General features: G+C 53.0%; 18 protein-coding genes and 1 tRNA gene. 14 read left to right on the forward strand and 5 right to left on the reverse strand.

The window, feature by feature from the left end; translation table 11 throughout:
• Positions 1 to 6: 6 nt before the first annotated feature.
• The 11 genes from E6Q52_RS09600 to E6Q52_RS09650 all read left to right on the forward strand — a co-directional run bounded on the left by E6Q52_RS09600 (position 7) and on the right by E6Q52_RS09650 (position 11,704).
• A tRNA-His gene (locus E6Q52_RS09600) sits at positions 7 to 82 on the forward strand.
• A 106-nt stretch (positions 83 to 188) separates the two neighbouring features.
• Positions 189 to 1,196: a GGDEF domain-containing protein gene (locus E6Q52_RS09605; RefSeq protein WP_292821437.1), complete on the forward strand. Its 1,008-nt coding sequence runs from the start codon at positions 189 to 191 to the stop codon at positions 1,194 to 1,196.
• Between the two features lie 152 nt (positions 1,197 to 1,348).
• On the forward strand, positions 1,349 to 3,265 hold the full coding sequence (locus tag E6Q52_RS09610) for a hypothetical protein (RefSeq protein ID WP_292821438.1): 1,917 nt from the start codon (positions 1,349 to 1,351) through the stop codon (positions 3,263 to 3,265).
• Entirely contained in the window at positions 3,262 to 3,963 is a 702-nt protein-coding gene (locus E6Q52_RS09615) for a hypothetical protein (RefSeq protein ID WP_292821440.1), read from the forward strand. The genes E6Q52_RS09610 and E6Q52_RS09615 overlap by 4 nt, the downstream gene beginning before the upstream one ends.
• Positions 3,964 to 3,965: 2 nt before the next feature.
• A complete protein-coding gene (locus E6Q52_RS09620) occupies positions 3,966 to 5,690 on the forward strand; it encodes a GspE/PulE family protein (RefSeq protein WP_292821442.1) in 1,725 nt (574 codons plus the stop codon).
• A complete protein-coding gene (locus E6Q52_RS09625; protein WP_292821443.1) occupies positions 5,687 to 6,886 on the forward strand; it encodes a type II secretion system F family protein in 1,200 nt (399 codons plus the stop codon). Before E6Q52_RS09620 ends, E6Q52_RS09625 begins: the two co-directional genes overlap by 4 nt.
• Positions 6,887 to 6,888: 2 nt before the next feature.
• On the forward strand, positions 6,889 to 8,406 hold the full coding sequence (locus E6Q52_RS09630; RefSeq protein WP_292821445.1) for a hypothetical protein: 1,518 nt from the start codon (positions 6,889 to 6,891) through the stop codon (positions 8,404 to 8,406).
• The gene (locus E6Q52_RS09635; protein ID WP_292821447.1) at positions 8,396 to 9,016 is read left to right on the forward strand and encodes a hypothetical protein; all 621 of its coding nucleotides are present in this window, start codon (positions 8,396 to 8,398) and stop codon (positions 9,014 to 9,016) included. The genes E6Q52_RS09630 and E6Q52_RS09635 overlap by 11 nt, the downstream gene beginning before the upstream one ends.
• Positions 9,013 to 10,209, forward strand: a complete 1,197-nt coding sequence (locus E6Q52_RS09640) for a hypothetical protein (protein ID WP_292821448.1) — start codon at positions 9,013 to 9,015, stop codon at positions 10,207 to 10,209. The genes E6Q52_RS09635 and E6Q52_RS09640 overlap by 4 nt, the downstream gene beginning before the upstream one ends.
• Positions 10,210 to 10,250: 41 nt before the next feature.
• A complete protein-coding gene (locus tag E6Q52_RS09645; RefSeq protein ID WP_292821449.1) occupies positions 10,251 to 10,934 on the forward strand; it encodes a type II secretion system protein in 684 nt (227 codons plus the stop codon).
• Positions 10,935 to 10,951: 17 nt separating this feature from the next.
• Positions 10,952 to 11,704, forward strand: a complete 753-nt coding sequence (locus E6Q52_RS09650; protein ID WP_292821451.1) for a molybdopterin-synthase adenylyltransferase MoeB — start codon at positions 10,952 to 10,954, stop codon at positions 11,702 to 11,704.
• On the opposite strand, the gene E6Q52_RS09655 is transcribed toward E6Q52_RS09650, so the two are convergent.
• The gene (locus E6Q52_RS09655) at positions 11,701 to 11,898 is read right to left on the reverse strand and encodes a (2Fe-2S)-binding protein (RefSeq protein ID WP_292821453.1); all 198 of its coding nucleotides are present in this window, start codon (positions 11,896 to 11,898) and stop codon (positions 11,701 to 11,703) included. The two genes, E6Q52_RS09650 and E6Q52_RS09655, sit on opposite strands and share 4 nt — an antisense overlap.
• Before the next feature lie 133 nt (positions 11,899 to 12,031).
• Between E6Q52_RS09655 and E6Q52_RS09660 the strand changes: the two genes are divergently transcribed.
• A complete protein-coding gene (locus tag E6Q52_RS09660) occupies positions 12,032 to 13,063 on the forward strand; it encodes a zinc ribbon domain-containing protein (protein WP_292821455.1) in 1,032 nt (343 codons plus the stop codon).
• 43 nt (positions 13,064 to 13,106) lie between these two features.
• Here E6Q52_RS09660 and E6Q52_RS09665 read toward each other — a convergent pair whose 3' ends face one another.
• From E6Q52_RS09665 to E6Q52_RS09680, 4 genes are all read right to left on the reverse strand, one after another.
• The gene (locus E6Q52_RS09665; protein WP_292821457.1) at positions 13,107 to 16,004 is read right to left on the reverse strand and encodes a valine--tRNA ligase; all 2,898 of its coding nucleotides are present in this window, start codon (positions 16,002 to 16,004) and stop codon (positions 13,107 to 13,109) included.
• Positions 16,005 to 16,066: 62 nt separating this feature from the next.
• Complete coding sequence (locus E6Q52_RS09670; protein WP_292821459.1) at positions 16,067 to 17,284, reverse strand: FAD-binding domain-containing protein; 1,218 nt, start codon at positions 17,282 to 17,284, stop codon at positions 16,067 to 16,069.
• A gap of 108 nt (positions 17,285 to 17,392) precedes the next feature.
• On the reverse strand, positions 17,393 to 18,304 hold the full coding sequence (locus E6Q52_RS09675) for a hypothetical protein (protein ID WP_292821461.1): 912 nt from the start codon (positions 18,302 to 18,304) through the stop codon (positions 17,393 to 17,395).
• An 8-nt stretch (positions 18,305 to 18,312) separates the two neighbouring features.
• Complete coding sequence (locus tag E6Q52_RS09680) at positions 18,313 to 18,879, reverse strand: LemA family protein (RefSeq protein ID WP_292821463.1); 567 nt, start codon at positions 18,877 to 18,879, stop codon at positions 18,313 to 18,315.
• 126 nt (positions 18,880 to 19,005) lie between these two features.
• Between E6Q52_RS09680 and E6Q52_RS09685 the strand changes: the two genes are divergently transcribed.
• Both E6Q52_RS09685 and E6Q52_RS09690 read left to right on the forward strand, forming a co-directional pair.
• Positions 19,006 to 19,467 (forward strand): NfeD family protein, encoded by a 462-nt coding sequence (locus E6Q52_RS09685; RefSeq protein WP_367125092.1) that lies wholly within the window; start codon positions 19,006 to 19,008, stop codon positions 19,465 to 19,467.
• A 70-nt stretch (positions 19,468 to 19,537) separates the two neighbouring features.
• Positions 19,538 to 20,380 (forward strand): SPFH domain-containing protein, encoded by an 843-nt coding sequence (locus tag E6Q52_RS09690; protein ID WP_292821465.1) that lies wholly within the window; start codon positions 19,538 to 19,540, stop codon positions 20,378 to 20,380.
• The last annotated feature ends 70 nt before the right edge of the window (positions 20,381 to 20,450 follow it).

Raw genomic sequence — 20,450 nt, forward strand, 5'->3', positions numbered from 1 at the left:
TCTATGGTGGCTGTAGCTCAGTTGGTAGAGTCCAGGATTGTGATTCCTGTTGTCGTGGGTTCGAGCCCCATCAGCCACCCCACCACTTCTGTCTTAAATCAAAAAATAGTCACTAATATCGCCTCTATTTACTAATAAGTTGGCGCTAGGCTTTTGATAAAGTGTTCGAAACAACGATTGTCGCGAACATGACTACTCTTTTAAATTTAAAAAAATTGATGCAAAGCCTGATTGACCTGACCAAGGTCAGGGATAGTCTTGCGCTAGATCCGGCGTTGCTGTCATTGATGCAGCAATGGATGTCTTTGTTTGCGACTCAGGCGCAGCCGGTCAGAATGCAAGTGTTGTCCAAACGTCAGCTAGTGTCGGTGATGGATACACAAGAATCCAGTACTGATCCCACCTTTGAGGCTTGGCCGCCAGAGGTGTATACGATGTTATTGCGTTATTTGAATCGAGAGCATCGCCAGCATGCATGCCTGGAGACCGCCAGCGGCAAGCTACACGTGTTCCCGCTCAGGCAAAGTATTTCTCATAAAAATGCCATTCTGTTGATTCAGTACGAAGCGCTGTCTACCGACGAAATTGCGCTGGTGGAACAGTGCTTGCAGATGTTTGATCATTATGCCGGGCTTATTGTTGAAAATGAGCGCGATGCGTTGACTGGCCTGCTCAACCGTAAAACATTCGACCAATGTGTCGGCAAGATTTTGCTCAACGACTACAAGCCAGAATACCGTTTCCCTTTGCACCATTATCTGGTGATCTTCGACATTGATTTTTTCAAAAGAATTAACGACACCTATGGGCATTTGATTGGTGACGAAGTGCTGCTGCTATTATCGCGTTTGATGCAGGAAAGCTTTCGGGACGGCGATTTGTTGTTCCGCTTTGGTGGTGAAGAGTTTGTGGGCGTGTTCTCGTGCGCCGAAGAACATGAAATTGTCACCCTGTTAGACCGCTTTAAGGATGCGCTGGCGGCGTATTCGTTTCCGCAGGTGGGGCAGGTCACCATTAGTATCGGTTGCTCAAAAATGGCGCTCAATGTGTTGCCAAATACCGTACTTGAACATGCAGATGAAGCACTGTATTACGCCAAAGAGCACGGTAGAAACCAAATTTGCTTTTATGAAACGCTGATTGCGCAAGGCCTACTAAAAGATAGCATGATTACTGGCGAAATCGAGTTGTTCTAGCCTCGCCCTTTCCTTATTGGCCGCTCAAAATGCGCCTTAATACTGACACTATCGTCAGTCTCTGTGCACTTTCCCTAATGATGATTTGACATTGTCTATTGATGTTATTTAATATATGTTAAAAAATGTCAATATGGTAACGGGGGAAGTCAATGCGTTTCGCTGTCATCCTGCTCTGCTGTTTATGGCTGACCGCCTGCCTGCGGCCACCGCTGGAGCCGTCTACGCACTCGGCGTTACATTTGCCAGCGCTTTTGCCCGCAGATCCCCCCGCTGTTGCGGCGTATCCTGAAGTCGATATCTCAGACATTGAGTCCACCCGCGTCATCAAACCATCATTAAAGTCTGCCACCCCCACGCTGCTGATTAACCTGGTCGTGCATGATGCCCCTGTGCAGGAGGTGTTGCTGGCCATTGCCCGTGAGAGTGGGCTGAACATTGATATACACCCCGGTTTGCGTGGCAAGGTTAGCCTGCATGCGATCCAGCAGTCGGTGCCGGCGATTTTGGCGCGCATGTCCAAGCAACTGGATATGTATTACGAGTGGTCGAATGGCGTCTGGTTAATTACACCAGACATGCCGGTGATTCGTAGTTATAAGCTCAATTATGTCAATATCAGCCGCGATACCGCGGCGTATATCGGGGTTGCCAGTGAAATTAATAGTGCAGGCAGGGCGGCGACAGGGGCTGCTGGTAACGGTGGTGCTGCCACTGCCGTCGTCACCCAAGGCGGCAGTAGCAATAGCTCAAGAACGGCGGTGACTTCGCTATCGCGCTATCACTTGTGGGAAAGTGTTGTTGAGAACATACAGGCGCTGTTAGAGGAAACCGATAAGGCCAGCACTGCGCGTGATGAAGTGCTGGAAAACGCGGCGCCCACACTGGCTTTGCTAGCACAGGCGCGTGAGACACCTATAGCCACCGAGGCAGAACATAGCGCATCTCAAGCCACTGATACGTTACCAGCCAACGCACCGGCAGCGTTTGAAAAAATTAAGCAGGCGCATGTGCGCTGGCATGCGTCACGTTTGATTGCCAACCCCGAAACCGGCATTTTAACCATACGCGCGTCGCAGAGCCAGCAAGCGCAAGTCAAATCCTATCTTGAGTCGGTGATGCAGGTCGCTGCTAGGCAGGTGTTGATCGAAGCCACGATTGTTGAAGTAGAGCTCAGCAAAAGCTTTCAAATGGGCATAGATTGGAGCCGATTATCCGCCTCGGCACAGCAACGCGGATGGCAATTAGCACAATCGCTGGGCAACGAGGCCGCGCAATTCAATCGCTCTGCGGGGCAATGGGAAAGTAACAATAGCAAAAATGCACTCGGCCAGAATAATGGCAGCGTGGCCTTTATGCTGGGCTACTTTAACCCACTGAGTCGTCTTGGCAATTTAAGTGCAAGCGTGACGTTGCTGGAGCAGTTTGGCAAAACGCGTGTGTTATCCAGCCCTAAATTAATGGTGCTCAATAACCAGACCGCAATTCTAAAGGTGGTCGATAACCTGGTCTATTTCACGATTCAATCGCAAATCTCTCAAAGCAGCAGCAATAGTGGCAGTAATTTGCAGGCCGTGACGACGACCGCCAATACCGTGCCGGTGGGCCTGGTGATGGCGGTCACGGCTCAAATTAACAGCCATCAGCGGGTGAATTTAAATGTGCGCCCTACGGTGTCCAAGGTCTTGCGTTATATCGAAGATCCTAACCCACAATTAGGCAGCGGCAGTACGCGCATCGTTAGCAGTATTCCCGAAATACAGGTGCGTGAGATGGAGTCGGTACTCAATGTCGCCAGTGGCAATATCGCCGTGCTGGGTGGCTTGATGCAGGAAGACCAGCGCGACTTTACCGACCGTGTGCCCGGGGTATCCAGGTTGCCTGTGCTCGGGCAAGTGTTTATCGGCAAAAATCAGGCAGCGAAAAAAACAGAATTGATTGTGTTTCTGAGGCCTACGGTCATTGGGCATGCCGATGTGCGCTCGGGCGATTTGCAGTTGTTTCAACCGTTGTTGCCTGACGAGTTGCCTGCGGATGCTTTTGAGATCAATGCAGGGGAGCCTTCATGAGCCCGCGCCTTTTACAGATTGCCTCATGGCTCAGACCGACACGCTCAACCTTGAGTCCCTATCGCCACGCATTAATACAGACCGATCTCAAGCGCGTTGAATTCGGATTAAGCTGTTTGCTGTGGGTTTGCGTAACCCTGATAAGTGGTCTGGTCTGGCAACAGAGTAACCACCTGTTTGATCTGGGCGGGAGCAGTATCGTTAGAAGGCCGCCCCAACAACTGCGACAGACTGAGCGACAGCTTCTTCCCAAAGAGATAGAAGCCTCTGAGCCGATGGTGAATAGGCAAGCCTTGCCTAGCCTGTTCCATTTTGAGCACGTGACTGTGGCGCAGACCACCGCTAAGCGCGTGCCTGCGCCTGAGATGCTGATACCTCCAGCTGAAAAAGTCCCTTCCTATCCGTCTCATCTGACGGTGCAAGTGCAAGCTACACCATCATTGGCAACAGGGGTGAGAACGCAGCTCAACCTAGCGACCGAGCAATTGCGCTCTGGGCAATTATTCATAGCGCGTCAATCGTTTGAGCAGGTGCTAAAGCAGGACCCGCATCAGGTAGTCGCATTGGCTGGCATGCTGGTGATTACTAGCCAGCAAGGCGATATTCAACAGCGGGAAGATTACCTGAGCAGGATGCGTCAGGAAATTCCAGACTATATCCCTGATGATGATTTGTTTTTAATGCTGCTGGAGGATTGAGTATGCTGGCCGCCACAAACAACACGCGTATTGGTGAGTGGATGTTGGCAAAGGGCATGATTACTGCCGACCAGTTAGAAATTGCGCTTATCGAACAACAAAAACATCGGCTGCTGCTCGGGCAACAATTGGTCAGATTGCACTTTGTGACCGACGCCATGATACGTGATGTGCTAGCACATCATCATGCGCAGGAAAGCATAGACTTGCAGCAGGTGATTGCCGATCCGGAAGCGCTGGCTATGGTACCCGAGACGTTTGCCAGGCAACATGGGGTGTTGCCATTGGATTTATCTGCAGACAAGCAAACCATGCGAGTGGCTTTCTCTGGTCACAATCATCTGCTGGCGCTAGATGCTCTGCGCCATCTATTAGGCGGCACCATACAGTGCAAGCCGGTATTGGCGACAGAGGCGCATCTGGAGCAGGCGCTGGATAAGTTTTATGGGCATAGTTTGTCGCTCGACAGTCTCTTGCGTGAAATTGAGCAGGAAAGCAGCGCCCCGGCACTGTTGTCTGCGCAGCAAACATCGCGGCCAGTGATCCGGCTGGTCAATGCCGTATTGGTGGATGCGGTCAAACAAGGCGCTTCCGATATCCACTTTGAACCCGAACAGGCTTTCCTGAGGATACGTTATCGTATTGACGGTGTCTTGTGGCAAATCCGCTGTTTACACGACCGTTATTGGCCCGCTATGTGCGTCAGGCTCAAAATACTCTCAGGCATGGACATCGCCGAACAGCGGACACCACAGGATGGACGGGTTAACTTGTTTTTATGCGGGCGGCAGATTGATTTTCGCGTCTCCAGTCATCCGACATTGCATGGCGAGAATCTGGTGTTGCGCGTGCTGGACCGAGATAAGGCGATTATTCCACTAGAGGCGATGGGATTACGGCCGCCACAATTGCAACAGCTTACATCCATGCTGGCCAAACCAGAGGGATTGTTGATTTTAACCGGGCCGACCGGCAGTGGCAAAACAACCACTTTGTATTCGATGCTCGGCCATCTCAATCATGAGCACGTCAACATCATGACGCTGGAAGACCCGGTGGAGTATCCACATGCGCTGATGCGTCAAACGTCGGTAAATGCTGCCAACAAGGTCGATTTTATCAATGGTATCCGTGCAATTTTACGCCAGGACCCAGACATCATTCTGGTTGGCGAAGTGCGTGATGAATCCACCGCCGCCATGGCCGTACGGGCGGCGATGACTGGCCATCTGGTGATGACCACCTTGCATACCAATAGTGCGGCGGCGGCTTTTTCACGGTTGCAAGACCTCGGCGTCAGCTTGCATATGATGACCGGCTGTTTGGTGGGCGTGGTTGCACAAAGATTGCTGCGACGCTTATGTTTGCATTGCAAGCGAGAGACGGTGGCAGACAGCGGACTAGTCAGATTGTTATGTCAGGCGGGTGTGCCAGCGCAGGCGGGGGCGCAATCCGTGTTTGAGGCAGGCGGATGCGCGCATTGCCGCATGAGTGGCTATCACGGCCGCTTGGTCATCATGGAGGTGCTTGCCATGCATGCGGATATGGAGGACATGCTAATGCATGCCTCCCCTATGCAACGTTTACAACAGCAAGCCAGGCAACATGGCTATACCACATTGGCTGAAGAAGGGTTGCAACTGGTGGCTGCCGGTGAGACCAGCTTGCAGGAGCTGCAACGGGTGGTTGATTTAAGTGCATTTGAGACGGTTGCGGCCATGCCATGACCAGTTATCGTTACACCGCAATTGACCAATACGGCCACCGCCAGCGTGGCATGCTGGACGTGGCTGATGAGCAAGCGTTGATGGCGAGTTTGCAGCAACAAGGCTTGGAGTTACTGACCTTTAAATTGGCGCAGTCTTTGTTATGGCGGCAACCACGCGTGAATACGCAAACACTGATTTTATTTTGTGTGCAAATGGAGCAACTGCTGCAAGCCGGCGTGCCATTGTTGCAGTCCGTGGCCGAATTAACCGACCAAAGCGAGCATCGAGGCATGATGCTGGCGCTGCAAGGTGTGCAGCGAGAGTTGGAGGCTGGCAAGTTATTGTCACAAGCGTTGCAGGCGCAGCCGCAGGTTTTTCCAGCGCTGTTAGGGCAACTCATTGCGGCGGGCGAGTGCACCGGGCAGCTGCCTGAAATTTTTGGGCATTTGACACGTACCTTGTCATGGCAGGCAGAGTTAGTCGCACAAGTGCGTCGCGGGCTAACTTATCCGGCGGTGCTATGTGTCATGGTGTCGGTCGCCGCCTATGTGATGTTGACTTTTCTGGTGCCGCAAATGGCCAGTTTTTTGCAAAGCCTGGGTCAGTCGCTGCCCTGGTCTACCCGTTTGCTGTTGGCATTGTCGGACGCGGTGATGGGCTATGGGGTGTGGTTGGTATTTGGCCTCATTGTCCTAGTTAGCGCCATGCTACTAGCTATACGTCGCTCACCGACACTGGCATTTTTTGTGGATCAACGCCTATTAAAGCTGCCTGTGGTCGGACGTTTGTGGCATCAATTGGTGCTGGCGAGGCTTTGCAGATTTCTGGGCTTGATGTATCAGGCAGGGATTCCATTATTGCAAGCGCTAGAGTGGTGTCAGCCTTTGTTGCAGCAGCGCGTCATGGCACACGCGTTGTCAGAGGTCCACCAGCGCGTGCAGGCCGGTGAAAGCCTCACTGCAAGTTTTGCCGCCACCCGTCATTTTCCACCCTTGATGTTACGCATGTTGAGTGTGGGTGAAACCACCGGTGCACTGGATAAAATGCTATTTCAGTTGGCCACCTTTTATGACCGGGAGGTGCAGTCGCAATTGCAGATGTTATTAAGACTGCTTGAACCGGCATTGACTATCGCATTGGGCCTCATGTTGTTATTTTTAATGGCTGCGGTGATGTTGCCCGTGTATGACAGCTTTTCCAGTTTGCGCTATTAAGCATGGCGAATCATCACTTTATTGTCCTGATTGATCAATTGCGCTGGCGTGTTGTACAGATGCGTGGGCAGGCCTTTTTGGCGATGCGTACCTTTGAGGTCGATGATGGCAGTCGCGCCGAGTTGTTGCGCTGGTGGCAAGCATTTCCACAAGCAACGGTGAGCTTTCTCACCAATCATGCTGATGAGCACTATCACGTTGAAGGGTTGCCGCATGTGCGCGGCGCGACCGGGCGTCAATTGCTCATGCGCAAGCTGGCTGCCTGGCCTTTGTCGCAAGGCATGCACGCGGTTTGCCGCTTGGATACTGTACAAACGCTGCGTCGGGAGAGCCGCTTTTTGTTTGTGGCATGCTTGTATCCGCCGTTGGCGGACTGGCTGCCCACCTTGCAGGCAGCCGCTATTCGCGTGCAGGGGGTCTACACGCACGCATTGAGCCTGGCTTGCTGGTTGCCACCACCACAGCAAAATGTCACGCATTGTCTTTGTATTGAGTACACGCAGCAGCAGGTGCGTCTGAGTTATTTGCAACAACAGCGCCTGTTTTTTAGTCGCCTGATTTTGCTGCCGCCAGACCTGTTCTCTACTTCCGAGGCTTGTGCTGCCCGCATTCTGCATGAGGTTGGCCAGATACGTATGACGCTGCTGCATCAGCAATGGCTACAGCAGGCCGATGTGTTGCACATTGCGTGGTTAGGCCTGGTGCCAATGGAGGCTTCGTGGATAAAGCCGCAGTTGCCAGCGGGCTGTGCATGGACCGATTTGTCGGATGCGGTGTTGGCACGTCAACTCGGGTACCGCGCCATGCCAGATGGGCTGAGTGTCATGGACTGGGCGGCGTTGCAGGTTGTTTTAAAGGGCAGCTTACCTAATCTGGCGCCTGAGTATGCGTTATTGGCGGGCAGCATCGTACGCGTCAGGCGTCGCCTGCATTGGGCGGGGATGGTCATGGCCGCTATGATGATCGTTGCTGGCGGGGTTGCGATACGAGCCACACAATTTGCAGAGGCGCGCATGCAGCAGGTGCGTTATCAACTCAGTGCTTTACCCGCGGCGCCAACCAGTAGTGTGAGCGAGGCGCAGTTGCCGCAAATGCGCGCATTCACGCAGGCGATGCAAAGTTTGCAATCTTCTGTCCAGTCACCGGGGCCAGCATTAGCGATGATGCAACAGGCCTTGGCGGGCGTCGTCCACTGGCGTGTCGCCAGCCTTGAATGGGCCGTGGCGGACCAGCCGTTGGCACCAGCGCTGTCGAAACCTGCATTTGATTGGCAAGAAACGCTGACGATCACCTGGAATAAGGTCGAGCAAAGTGGAGCAGCTTCGGAGGAGTGGCAGCAGTTGTTGCGTCGCTTGCGTGAATTGCCCGTCGTTGAGAAAGTTGATGTGTTGACGCCAATGGCCTCTACTGATGCTTCTCAGCGGCAGGGAGGCACTGGTCCGGCACTGTGGCCAGATCAGCCACCGGTACTTAAGGTGTATTTGCGACATGACCGGCCTGGGGCGGCTAATGAAAGCTAGCAATTACTGGCCCACATTACGTGTGTCTGCGATCGGTTGGATAGTCGCGCTATGTCTGCTGGCCGGTGCGTTGGGCATCGTTTTACAGCGTCAATCGGTGATTGAAGAACACTGGCGGCAGGCAAAAAAGCAATTACAACAACGCCAGCAACAACTGACACAGCAGGCCAGTGATCAGCCTGAAATTGCGTTTTTTCTCGCGCATCGTTCAAAATGGCAGGCGCTAGGAGTGATGCAGGCGCCTGATTTTGATCGGTGGGATGCTGCCTTGGTCGCCATGCAGCAGCAATTTGCGTTGCCGCATGTCAGTTACCAGATGCAGCCGTCGCTGACATGTGCTGCGTCGACCTGTCAGCAGCAATGGCCAACGGCTCAGCCGCCAGCCTTTAATATCAGCGTGACTCCCATACAACTCACATGGTCAGTGGCACATGAGTCCGATGTGATGGGCTGGTTACAGAAACTTCAGCGCGCAGATGTTGGTTTATTGCTGCTGCGTCGTTGCCACTGGAGATTGGCAGCAGGCGCCGATCTAATTGCTGCGCAATGTGACCTTGACCTTTTTAATTTCCCTCATGTGTTACCCGTTGAACTGATGGGGGCGCCATGAACTCTGTCCGAGCAATGCAAAAGATGCAAACCGGTATCGCCATCTGGGTGGTGTTGCTATTGTTATCTGGGATGGGCGGCTGGACCTTATATCTGGCGCAAAGTACTTATCCTGCCCGGCAGCGTGCGATGCAAAAAACCATCGTCTCGCTGGCAGCGGCGCAACAGGCCTTGCTGGCTTATGCGCTGCAGCCATTAGGCACGACTCCGTGTGAATTGAATTGTCCGCGCCCCGGTGATTTGCCTTGCCCAGACCGCAATAATGATGGCATTGCAGAAACCTCATGTAGCAATACCTCGCGCTTGGGGCGGCTGCCCTGGAAAACCCTGGGTGTCGGCGATCTACGCGACGGCAGCGGTGAGCGATTGTGGTACGCAGTCTCCGAGCGTTATAAAAACAATCCGCGCCTGCGCCCTCTGAACCTGGATACGCCGGGTACCTGGAGTGTGATTTCGTCAGAGGGAGTGGTGTGGGATGCGACGCAAGGCAATGGCGTGGTGGCGGTGTTGGTGGCACCCATGCAGCCACTGGTGCGTGAGGATGGCTGGTTGCAGCAACGCGAAGACGCCACGACCGAGATTGCCAAGCATTACCTGGATATCAATCGCGCGGCTGATCATGCCAATGCGCAAGAAAACGCAGCGCAGGGCTTTGTCCGCGCGCCATCCACCACACATTTTAATGATGTGGTCTGGCCCATCACCGCTAGCCAAATGCACCAAGCCATGCAAAAACAGGTGCTGGCAGAGGTCAAGCGCAGCCTGCGCTGTGTTGCATCGCCATGTCCTGTCTACCCCATGCCAGCAGCGGTCGAAGACAGTAGTTGTTTGGGTAGCCAGCCCTTGGGGGTCGGTCAATGTCTTTCTGCTGCCAGCAGTATCGGTCGCCTGCCGCTGGATGCAAATGCACACTGGCCTTGGGCAGTACAACATGTGCTGGATGGCAATCCACAGCATCACTGGTTTCAGCAGAATGCGTGGCGAGAGCAGGTGTTTTACCTGCCAGGTCAGACACAAGCCAGCATCCTCCTCAGCGGAGAACGCTTGCCGGGCCAAGTCCGCGATGGCGCGATGGACAAGCTGCATCTGAATGCCTACCTTGAAGCCGCCACCTTGCAGTGGTTGCATGTGCAAGACACGACAGCATTAGATTTATCGAGTAACGACATCCAGGATAAGGCGACGCGGCCATGAGCTTGACGCGGGGTAATCGCCAGAGGTGTTTGAGGCCCGCAATGTCTGGATTCAGCTTGCTGGAGATGGCGCTGGCATTGGTGATTTTGAGTTTAATGATGGGCTGGTTGATGACGCCATTGCGGGTGCAACATGGCTTGCAGAAATACCAGCAAACTGAACAACGGCTGGTTGCGGCCCAGCAGGCGTTGATCGGCCACGCCATTATCTATCATTATTTGCCATGCCCGGATACTGACCAACCGCCAGATGGCTGGGAAAATGTATCAGCAAATCAAACTTGTGTTGACGTTGAGGGCGTGCTGCCGTGGCTGCAATTAGGCCTGGGGGCCACCGATGCCTGGGGGCGGTTTTTTCGCTATCGTGCCGATAGTACTTTTACCCATCATACACAGTGGTTTTCCGTGTCTGCGGCAGAGACTGCCAGCAATATTCAAGTGGTGGGTGAGTTTGGACAATTGACCAGCGGCCCCAGCCGTCCGGCCGCGATAGTCCTTTCGCATGGCGAAAACGGGCTGGGTGGCATACAATCGGTGTCTGGCGGGCAAGCGCATGCGATGGCGGCACCGACGCACCCCGATGAGCAGGAAAATGCTGATGGCGACCTCACTTTTGTCGATAAAGCCCAGCAGCAGGCGGGTGGGGCCGTGTTTGATGACCGTGTGGTGATATTGTCGCCCAAAGTATTAATACAGCAAATGGTGCAGGCGCAGCGCCTGCCTTGAGTAAACGGATATGGTTCATGCAAGACGATTTATTGTTACGTTATAGTCGGCACATCATGTTGCCGCAAGTGGAATACGCGGGCCAGGAAAAGCTCACGCAAAGCCATGCGCTGATCATTGGCGCCGGTGGTTTGGGTGCGCCGGTGGCCATGTACCTCGCTGCCGCCGGTGTCGGCACTTTAACCATTTGCGACTTTGACCAGGTGGATTTAACCAACCTGCAGCGCCAGATTATTCACACCACTGCGGCGGTGGGGCAAAACAAGGCCTTGTCTGCACAAGCGACGATTGCCAGCCTGAATCCTGAGGTCAAAGTGAATGTCGAGACAACCCGGCTGAACAAGGAAGCGCTTGCCGGACGTGTAGCCACTGCTGATGTGGTGATTGATTGCTCGGATAATTTTGCCACACGCTACTTAATCAACCAGCTTTGCTTTACCCACAAAACACCCTTGGTTTCGGGCGCAGCCATTGGTTTTGAGGGTCAATTAAGTGTGTTTGATTTTCGTCATGACGACAGCCCGTGTTATCACTGCTTGTACCCCGATGTGGGCGATGACCAGGCTTTGCGTTGTGCCGATAATGGCGTATTTGCACCGCTGGTTGGCATGATAGGCACCGCACAAGCGGCTGAAGCATTGAAACTGTTGCTGAATATTGGCCATACCATGCAAGGCCGATTGTTATTGCTGGATGCTTTGAGTGCCGAGTGGCGCACCATCCGCTTGAAAAAAGACCCGTCGTGCTTAGTGTGTGGGGCGCGTGTTTAAGTCTTTGCGTTGAGAGCATTCACCAGTTCGGTAATCTCCCATTCGCAGCCGCCACATCCGCTTAGTGCGCCTGAGTAACGCGAAATACCATCCAGATCTTTGCCTTGGGCGACCAGCTCAATAATCAAGCCTCGTGTTGTGCCACTGCAACTGCATAAGACTTCTTTCGGGTTTTCTTCTTCCATGTCAGACATCTGTAGATTATCCTCTAAAACCAAGGCCGTATGATAGCGGCGGCTTTTTTTGTCAGACAGATAATTTGTGCAACGGTTGCTGTCAATCTGAAAGCCCGTTAGCATCTGGTTAAACTGTTCAAAGGGGTGGGGCATGAATAAAGGGGTGCGTTTATCTGAAAAATGGTTTAACCGTGCCTTGTGGGCGGTGGCCTTTATTTTTGCCTGGTTTTTAACTGGGTTGGGTAACAGTATTATCGGCGACCTGCCGCGCGTAGAGCCGCAATACACCACTGAGCATTTCGTGAATCGCCTCGCGATAGAGCCCTTGCGCACGGCGCTGAAAGACATCACTCCTCAGCAACAACGGTTGGCTGATCAACTGGAGCAGGCCAGTTTGCAACTCACCATCCGGCAAAAAGACTATCAGGCTGCCCGCAGTACTTTCGATCACTGGGTGGCCACGCGTGATGTGACGCAATTATCAACCCAGGATGATGAGCTGCTTAAGCGCACGCAACAACTCGATGCGCTGAAAGTGCATGAGCGGGCCGCTGAGAAATCAATAGAGCATATTCAGCAGCAGCAAACCAACCTGTCTCAACATGAGGCGCAATTACAATCGCAGATCGCTGCCATGGAAGACGTGGCCCGTAAAAAATTCGACGAGGCAAACCAACATCAGGCGACGCGGGTGTTTTTATATCGGCTATTACTGACCCTGCCTTTGCTAGGGATTGCCGCTTGGTTGTTTGTCAAACAGCGAAAATCGCAATATTGGCCTTTTGTGTGGGGCTTTATTATCTTTGCTTTGATGGCATTCTTCGTCGAATTGGTGCCGTATTTGCCAGATTATGGCGGCTATGTGCGCTATCTGGTGGGTATCTTGCTCACGGTGGTTGGCGGTAAATATGCCATTGCTGCATTGCAGCGTTATCTGGCGCAGCAGCAGTTGGCCGAGTCGCAACCTGAATTTCAGCGGCGTGAAGAGCTGGGGTATGACATCGCCCTAGAGCGCTTAGCTAAGGGGATTTGCCCAGGCTGTGAGCGGCAGGTAGACCTCAAAAATGAACACAATGATTTTTGCATGCACTGCGGCATTTGTTTGCACAACTATTGCACTGGCTGCCATGCCAGAAAAAACGCGTTTGCCAAGTTTTGCCACAAATGTGGCACCGTCGCCTGATCACAGGCGCGATACCACATTGCGGTAGGTTCAGCCTAAGCGCTTAGCTGAGCTTATTTAATTGCGTTTGCAGTTTGTCTAAATTGGCGCTGAACTCGGCCAAACGTGCTTTTTCTTGCTCCACCACGGCGGCTGGGGCGCGTGCGACAAAACTTTCGTTGCCCAATTTGCTGTTGGCTTTGGTAATCTCGCCTTGCAGGCGTGCGATTTCCTTGCCTAAGCGCTCTTTTTCGGCGGCGACGTCAATCTCCACTTTAAGCATCAGCTTAAAGTCAGCCGCCAGCATCACTGGTGCATCCGCTTCTGGGAGCTCAGCCACAATGTCGACGTTCTCCAGCTTGGCCAGTGACTTGAGGTAAGGCGCAAACGCTGCCAGTTGCTCAGCGTCACCCGCGGCAATCAATGGCACTTTGGACGCAGGTGAAATGCTCATCTCACCACGCAAGCTACGGCAAGCCTCTACTGCTGTTTTCAGCGTAGCCACCCACGCTTCAGCCTGGTCATCAATTTTTTCCAGGTCCGCTTTGGGATAAGCTTGCAACATAATGCTCTCAGTGCCGCGTGACTTGTCTTTGAGGTCGGTCATCGGCGCCACGGTTTGCCAGATTTCTTCGGTAATAAACGGAATAATCGGGTGCGCTAATCTTAAGATGGTTTCCAGCACGCGCAACAAGGTGCGACGGGTAGCGCGCTGCTCAGCATCGCTGCCATTCTGGATTTGTACTTTGGCGATTTCCAGATACCAGTCGCAGTATTGATCCCAGACAAACTCGTAAATGGCTTTGGCGGCCAGGTCAAATCGATAGTCGTTAAACGCGCGCTCCACGTCGGCTTCGGTGCGTTGCAACAGCGACACTATCCATCTATCAGCCTGGCTAAATTGACGGCCACCCCCTTCGCAGCTTTCGGCACCAAAACCGTTGTCTTGGCCTTCGGTATTCATCAGCACAAAACGGGTGGCGTTCCATAGCTTGTTGCAGAAGTTACGGTAGCCTTCGCAGCGTTGCAGGTCAAATTTGATGTCGCGGCCGGGTGAGGCCAGGCTGGCAAAGGTAAAGCGCAGGGCGTCTGTGCCATACGCGGCGATGCCTTCGGGGAATTCTTTGCGCGTGCGCTTCTCGATTTTCTCGGCATCTTTCGGGTTCATCAAGCCAGTCGTGCGTTTTTTCAGCAACGACTCGAGGTCAATGCCGTCGATCAAATCAATCGGGTCCAGTACATTGCCTTTGGACTTCGACATCTTTTGGCCTTCGGCGTCGCGGATCAACCCATGTACATACACATGCTTGAACGGAATCTTGCCGGTGATGTGCTTGGTCATCATGACCATGCGTGCTACCCAGAAGAAAATAATATCGAAACCGGTAACCAGCACTGATGATGGCAGGTATTGCTGCAAAGCCTGGTTTTGCGCATCAATCGCGTCATCCCCTGTCCAGTCCAGGGTGGAGAACGGCCATAGTGCTGACGAGTACCAAGTATCCAGCACATCTGCGTCGCGTTTCAGCACGCCGGTGTAGCCGTCTTTAGCTGCCAAAGCTTGTGCTGCACCCTCATCGTGCGCCACGTAGACTTTACCGTCATCGCTATACCAAGCCGGGATTTGGTGGCCCCACCATAACTGGCGGGAGATACACCAGTCCTGAATATTATTCAGCCACTGGTTGTAAGTATTCACCCAGTTTTCTGGGTAGAACTTGATGTCACCGTTGGCCACCACTTCGAGTGCTTTTTCGGTGATGCTCTTGCCGTCGTCGCCCGCTTTACTCATGGCGACAAACCACTGGTCGGTGAGCATGGGCTCAATTACCACATTGGTGCGGTCGCCACGAGGCACTTTCAATTTGTGTTTTTCTACTTTCACCAGGAAGCCACCGGCCTCGAGGTCGGCTACAACTTGTTTGCGCGCAGCAAAGCGCTCCAGCCCTACCAGGTTAGCTGGTAGGGGGATCGCGGCTTTGGCACTGCCGTCAGCGGCGTAGACTTCAGCACTTGCAGGCACAAAACCTTGCAGGTTGAGGATGATGGTTTTGTCCAGACCATGGCGTTGGCCGACCATATTGTCGTTAAAGTCGTGGGCCGGGGTGACTTTCACCACGCCAGTACCAAATTCTTTGTCCACGTAATCATCGGCAATCACCGGGATTTCACGGTTGCACAAAGGCAGTGCCACAGTTTTGCCAATCAGGTGCGCATAGCGTTCATCTTCAGGGTGCACCATCACGGCGACGTCACCGAGCATGGTTTCCGGGCGTGTCGTGGCTACGGTCAATGCGCCAGTGCCATCTGCCAGTGGATAGTTGATATGCCACATAGAGCCATCTTCTTCCTCTTGCACCACTTCGAGGTCGGACACGGCAGTACCCAGTTTCACATCCCAGTTAACTAATCTTTTTCCTCTGTAGATCAGGCCTTCGTTATAGAGGCGCACAAAGGTTTCAGTCACTACTTTATTAAGCCCAGCATCCATGGTGAAGCGTTCACGCTGCCAGTCGGGTGAGGTGCCCAGGCGGCGCATTTGCTGGGTGATAGTGCCGCCGGAATATTCTTTCCACTCCCAGACTTTTTCCAGAAACTTTTCGCGGCCAAGGTCATGGCGACTGACGCCTTGTGCATCGAGCTGGCGCTCGACCACAATTTGCGTGGCAATGCCTGCGTGGTCGGTGCCTGGTTGCCATAAGGTGTTGTCGCCACGCATGCGGTGGTAGCGGGTCAAGGCGTCCATAATGGTCTGGTTGAACCCATGGCCCATGTGCAGGGTGCCGGTGACGTTGGGTGGCGGCAGCAAAATGCAAAAGTTGTCTTGCACTTGCGGGTTCATGCCAGCGGCATAAAAGCCTTTGCTTTCCCAAAAGTCATACCATTGGCTTTCGATGGTTTTTGGGTCAAAAGATTTTGCGAGTTCGCGGGTGGTATTGGCGTTTGCGTTAGAAGTATTCATGCGCGGGATTTTACCACAGGCGCACAGGTACGCAGCGCCGGGTGGGCGCTAGTTTGCGTAAACTAGCGTATGAGGGTGGGCTCGACGACTTTCCAATAACGGCTGAAGCGCATCAACTGATGATCACTTAACGAGGCTGCGGTCAGCTGAGGCTCAGGACGCCATTCCATATTGAGTTCGCTGACTGCCTGCTTTAGGGCTTTTTGTGGCGTGTCTTGGGTCAGGATACGTCCCTGCGTGCGCCGCGCCAGCACTTGGCTAGTTGCGCCGATCCATACTTCGACCTCTGGCATTTCAGCCAGGCAGTCGGCCATGAATTGCAGGCGCTTGAGTGGCCAGGCTTGGTATAACGCCGGGTCAAACACAAAGAGGGCAGGCAGATTAAATGCCGAGAGCGCATGTGACGGCGAGAGCATTTCGTCATGCACCCAGACCAGGGTGGCGACGCCTTTGGGACTGGACTTAGGCGGGTGCAGCTGATGCGTGATGGGTTTTTCATCGCCAACCGCATCCGTAAATAATTGCTGCTGCAATTGCTCATAGCTGGCATCAAACGGACAGCGCACGCGACATTGTCGGCACCAGGACTCCCCACCAAATTTCAGCAGGTTCTCTTTGTTGAACAGATAGGGTTTGCTGCTAAAGCTGGAGGCAATCCATTGCCAGGAGAGATGGTTGGAAGCGATATTCCCATCTAGTAGCTGGGATTCAAACCACGCCGCCGCTTGGCGCCAGTCTATTTTTAGCCAATGGATGACATAGGCCGCAAACCACATGCGTGCATGGTTGTGCACATAGCCGACCTTCTGCAGCTGATGCACAATGTCATCCATACACACCAAACCGGTAAAGCCTTGGGCAATAAAGTCTGGCATGGGCTGGCTGCCCAACACCACTTTTGGCTGCTCCATTGGCTGCATGATTGCGTCACCAAAGCGATACCATCCCTGACGAAAATAATCACGATAAGCGAGCTCTGCGATTAGTTTGTGCCCGCGTTTACCAAAACGCGCACGCACATCGGCCACGGTTTCTGGCAGAGACAGGCAGCCATGGCGCAAATAGGGTGAAAGCCCGGTCACTGCCCCCGATAATTGGTTGCGGGTGCGTGCATACTCCTCCGCATTTGCCGCGGATAATCGTTGCAGTGCAGCAAGCCGACCGCCTTGCCAAGGCGGGGATAAATCTGGCCCGGCGGCTTGCGGAAAGTAGTCACGGATTTGTGCCAGCCGTTCGTAACGGTCAGAGGCAAGCGTGATACGCGTAGGCGGTTGAGTCATTGCAACATTCTGACACAAGTAGACATGCCATGCCTTCAATTATTCATTGTTGCGCAAGGGGCGTTTATGCAGACCACATGGCTTTTTGTATTGCGTAATTTCAGGCGTTTAAGTAAATAGTTCGACCAGCGTATGGCCTCGCCAGAACCACAGTGCGCCTGCAACGGCCAGAAATAGAACGGTTAAATGCACGGCACCCCAGCATCGATAGGTATTGCGTAGCTTTTGTGGCGATAGGTTGGATAATAGAAATGGCCGGCCATTCTTTGGCGCCCGCATCACATGGATGCCATCTGCTGCGCGGATCTCTCGATGTTCTTTTTCGACTTCACGCATAGCCGCTCTGCGTGCTAACTCCCATTCTTGCAGGTCAATCTCGCCATTATCATTCAGGTCAAAGCGCTGCAACAAAGAGTGTTTGTTTTCCTTCCAGGATGTTAGCAAGACGGCTACATCAGCGTTCAAATCAAGCATGGTGTTGGCACCACCTATGGTTGCAAACTCGCCCAAGACATATACTGCGTCGCTTCTCAGCAGCTCCTCCACGTATTTAAAGCTGCCTTGGCTGACCACCCGGTGATTCGGCGCAATGACTTCTGCATGATCTGGATCGATCACACAGCTGCCCGTGCCGTCGCTTATCTCTATCATACTGTCACTGGTATGATTGCTGACCTGGCGCCAGCCTTTATCTTCTTTTTCATAGACGCGATAACGGTACCAGATACAGCGGGTGTGGCTGTAGGGGCTAATGAGTAAATTGGTATACGCCATTGCAGTGTGCCCATACAGTTCAACATAGCCTTGAGCCGCGGAGGCGATGCGCGAGGTGGGTGTGTCTGAAATGACGCGACATCTTTGGTAGTTGGCTGCCCAGGCCCAGAGACTGATGAGGCCGATCACACAGCAACAGCCTATCCATACCCGTTGATTGTGGGCATACACAGCCATCAGCAGCAAGGTCAGATGGCCAACGGACGTGATCGCATCGTTATCGTGACCGCGTAAAAACTGCAACATGGAGCCACTTAACTATTAAAGCGTTTGCCGATATCGATGTCTCGTAATTCTTCGCTGGCAAAACGCATGAGCTCAAAGCGCGGAAAGTGAAAGAGTTTTGCCACTAACAGATCGGGAAACTGTTCGATACGTACGTTGTTGATATTTACGCTTTCATTATAGAACTCACGACGGTCAGCAATGGCGTTCTCTAGCCCACTGATGCGGGATTGCAAATGCAGGAAATTCTCGTTGGCTTTTAATTCGGGATAGGCTTCTGCCACGGCAAACAAATGGCCCAAGCCCGTGCGCAATGCGCCTTCGGCGGTCCCCAAGGCGTTCACGTCGTGCGACTGCTGCGCTTTAGACACCTGTGACCTGGCTAACATGACCCTTTCCAACGTGTCTTGTTCATGCTTCATATATTGTTTGCAGGTATCAATCAGTTTAGGCAGTTCGTCATGACGCTGCTTGAGCAGTATTTCAATATTCGACCAGGCCTTGGCAATGTTGTTTTTAACGCTGACCAAACTGTTATACAGCATGATGATATAAAGCGCTAACACTGCGAATATGACTAAGGCGATGATCTCCATAATGCTCCCTGTTTGGTAATGATGTTAAGCGGATAACCTAGGGCATGCTAATACAGACAGGGCCATGACCATGGATGTAATAGGCAGCAAAAATACGTTCTTTTCTGGTAGGATGTATTTAAAACAATGGGGGTGAGCACGGTGCAACTGGTCTTGAGTTGGGGCGCTATTGGTCTGATTTTATTGTGTCTGGAAATGATGTCCGGGACTTTGTATTTGCTTTGGCCGGGTGTCTCTGCTTTGGTCATGGCGTTGTTTTCCTGGGTATTCCCAGCCTTTAGTCTGGCCTGGCAAATCGTCATCTATGCCATGTTTTCCGTATTGGCCGTCGCCATCTGGCGCAAGCGCGAACAAGCGCATCCGGCCCCGCGTGTCGGGCAGGCACAGGGGGAGGAGATTGGTCGTCAGGGCGTGATCACCTCGGCCGTCAGCCCGGCGCAGCCAGGCAAAATTCGGTTTAGCCAGGGCGTGATGGGCAGCAAGGAATGGACCGCCTTTGCAGACGTAGACATCGCGGTCGATCAGCCTGCCAGAATCATCGCAGTGGAAGGCAATGGCTTGCGTGTTACGCCACATACACAACACTAAACCACACTAGCCCAAGGCTTTTGGGGCGGCTGCATGCAGCTGCTCAATATTTTTCAGCAGAGGAAACCACATGGAAATCAGCATCATCATATTGATATTGGCGGTTATCGCCATCGTTAAAGGCGTACGGATTGTGCCGCAGGGCGAAGAGTGGGTGGTGGAGCGCCTGGGTAAATTTGCCGGCATTTTAACGCCGGGCTTGCATGTGATTAACCCGGTTTTAAGTACGGTCAGCTACAAGGTCACGACCAAGGATATTATCCTCGATGTGCCTGAGCAAGAAGTGATTACGCGCGATAACGCTGTGATTTTGGCCAATGCCGTCGCGTTTATCAAGGTGACTAATATTGAGCGCGCCGTCTATGGCATCGAGAATTTTAAAGAGGCCATGCGCAATATGGTCCAAACCAGTTTGCGCTCGATTATCGGCGGCATGGATTTAAACCATGCATTGACGTCACGTGACCGTATCAAGGCCGAGTTGAAAGAGGCGATTGCCGATGAGGCGCTGGATTGGGGCCTGACCGTGAAAAGCGTTGAAATTCAGGATATTAAGCCCTCGGCCAATATGCAGGATGCCATGGAAAGGCAAGCCGCAGCCGAGCGTGAGCGCGTGGCGGTAGTCACCGAGGCCGAAGGCGCCAAGCAGTCTCTGATTTTGAATGCAGAGGCGCGCCTAGAAGCGGCGCGCAAAGATGCAGAAGCACAGATGGTGGGTGCCAAAGCGTCGGCTGAGGCGATCAAAATGATTACCGAAGCGGTCAAAGAAAACAACGCCTCGGCCACCTTTTTGCTGGGCGACCGTTATATTCAATCCCTACATAAAATGGCAGATTCTAATAACAGTAAAATTGTTGTCATGCCAGGCGATGTGGTGAGCGCCGTGAAAAGCCTAGTTGGCGGCGGCAAATAACCCCGTATTGTTAACCGTTTTACCAGCTGCGTGATGATCTACCTGCGCAGCTGGCATATTTCCTGCATCT

This window comes from Methylophilus sp. (genome assembly GCF_008015755.1).
GTDB lineage: Bacteria > Pseudomonadota > Gammaproteobacteria > Burkholderiales > Methylophilaceae > Methylophilus.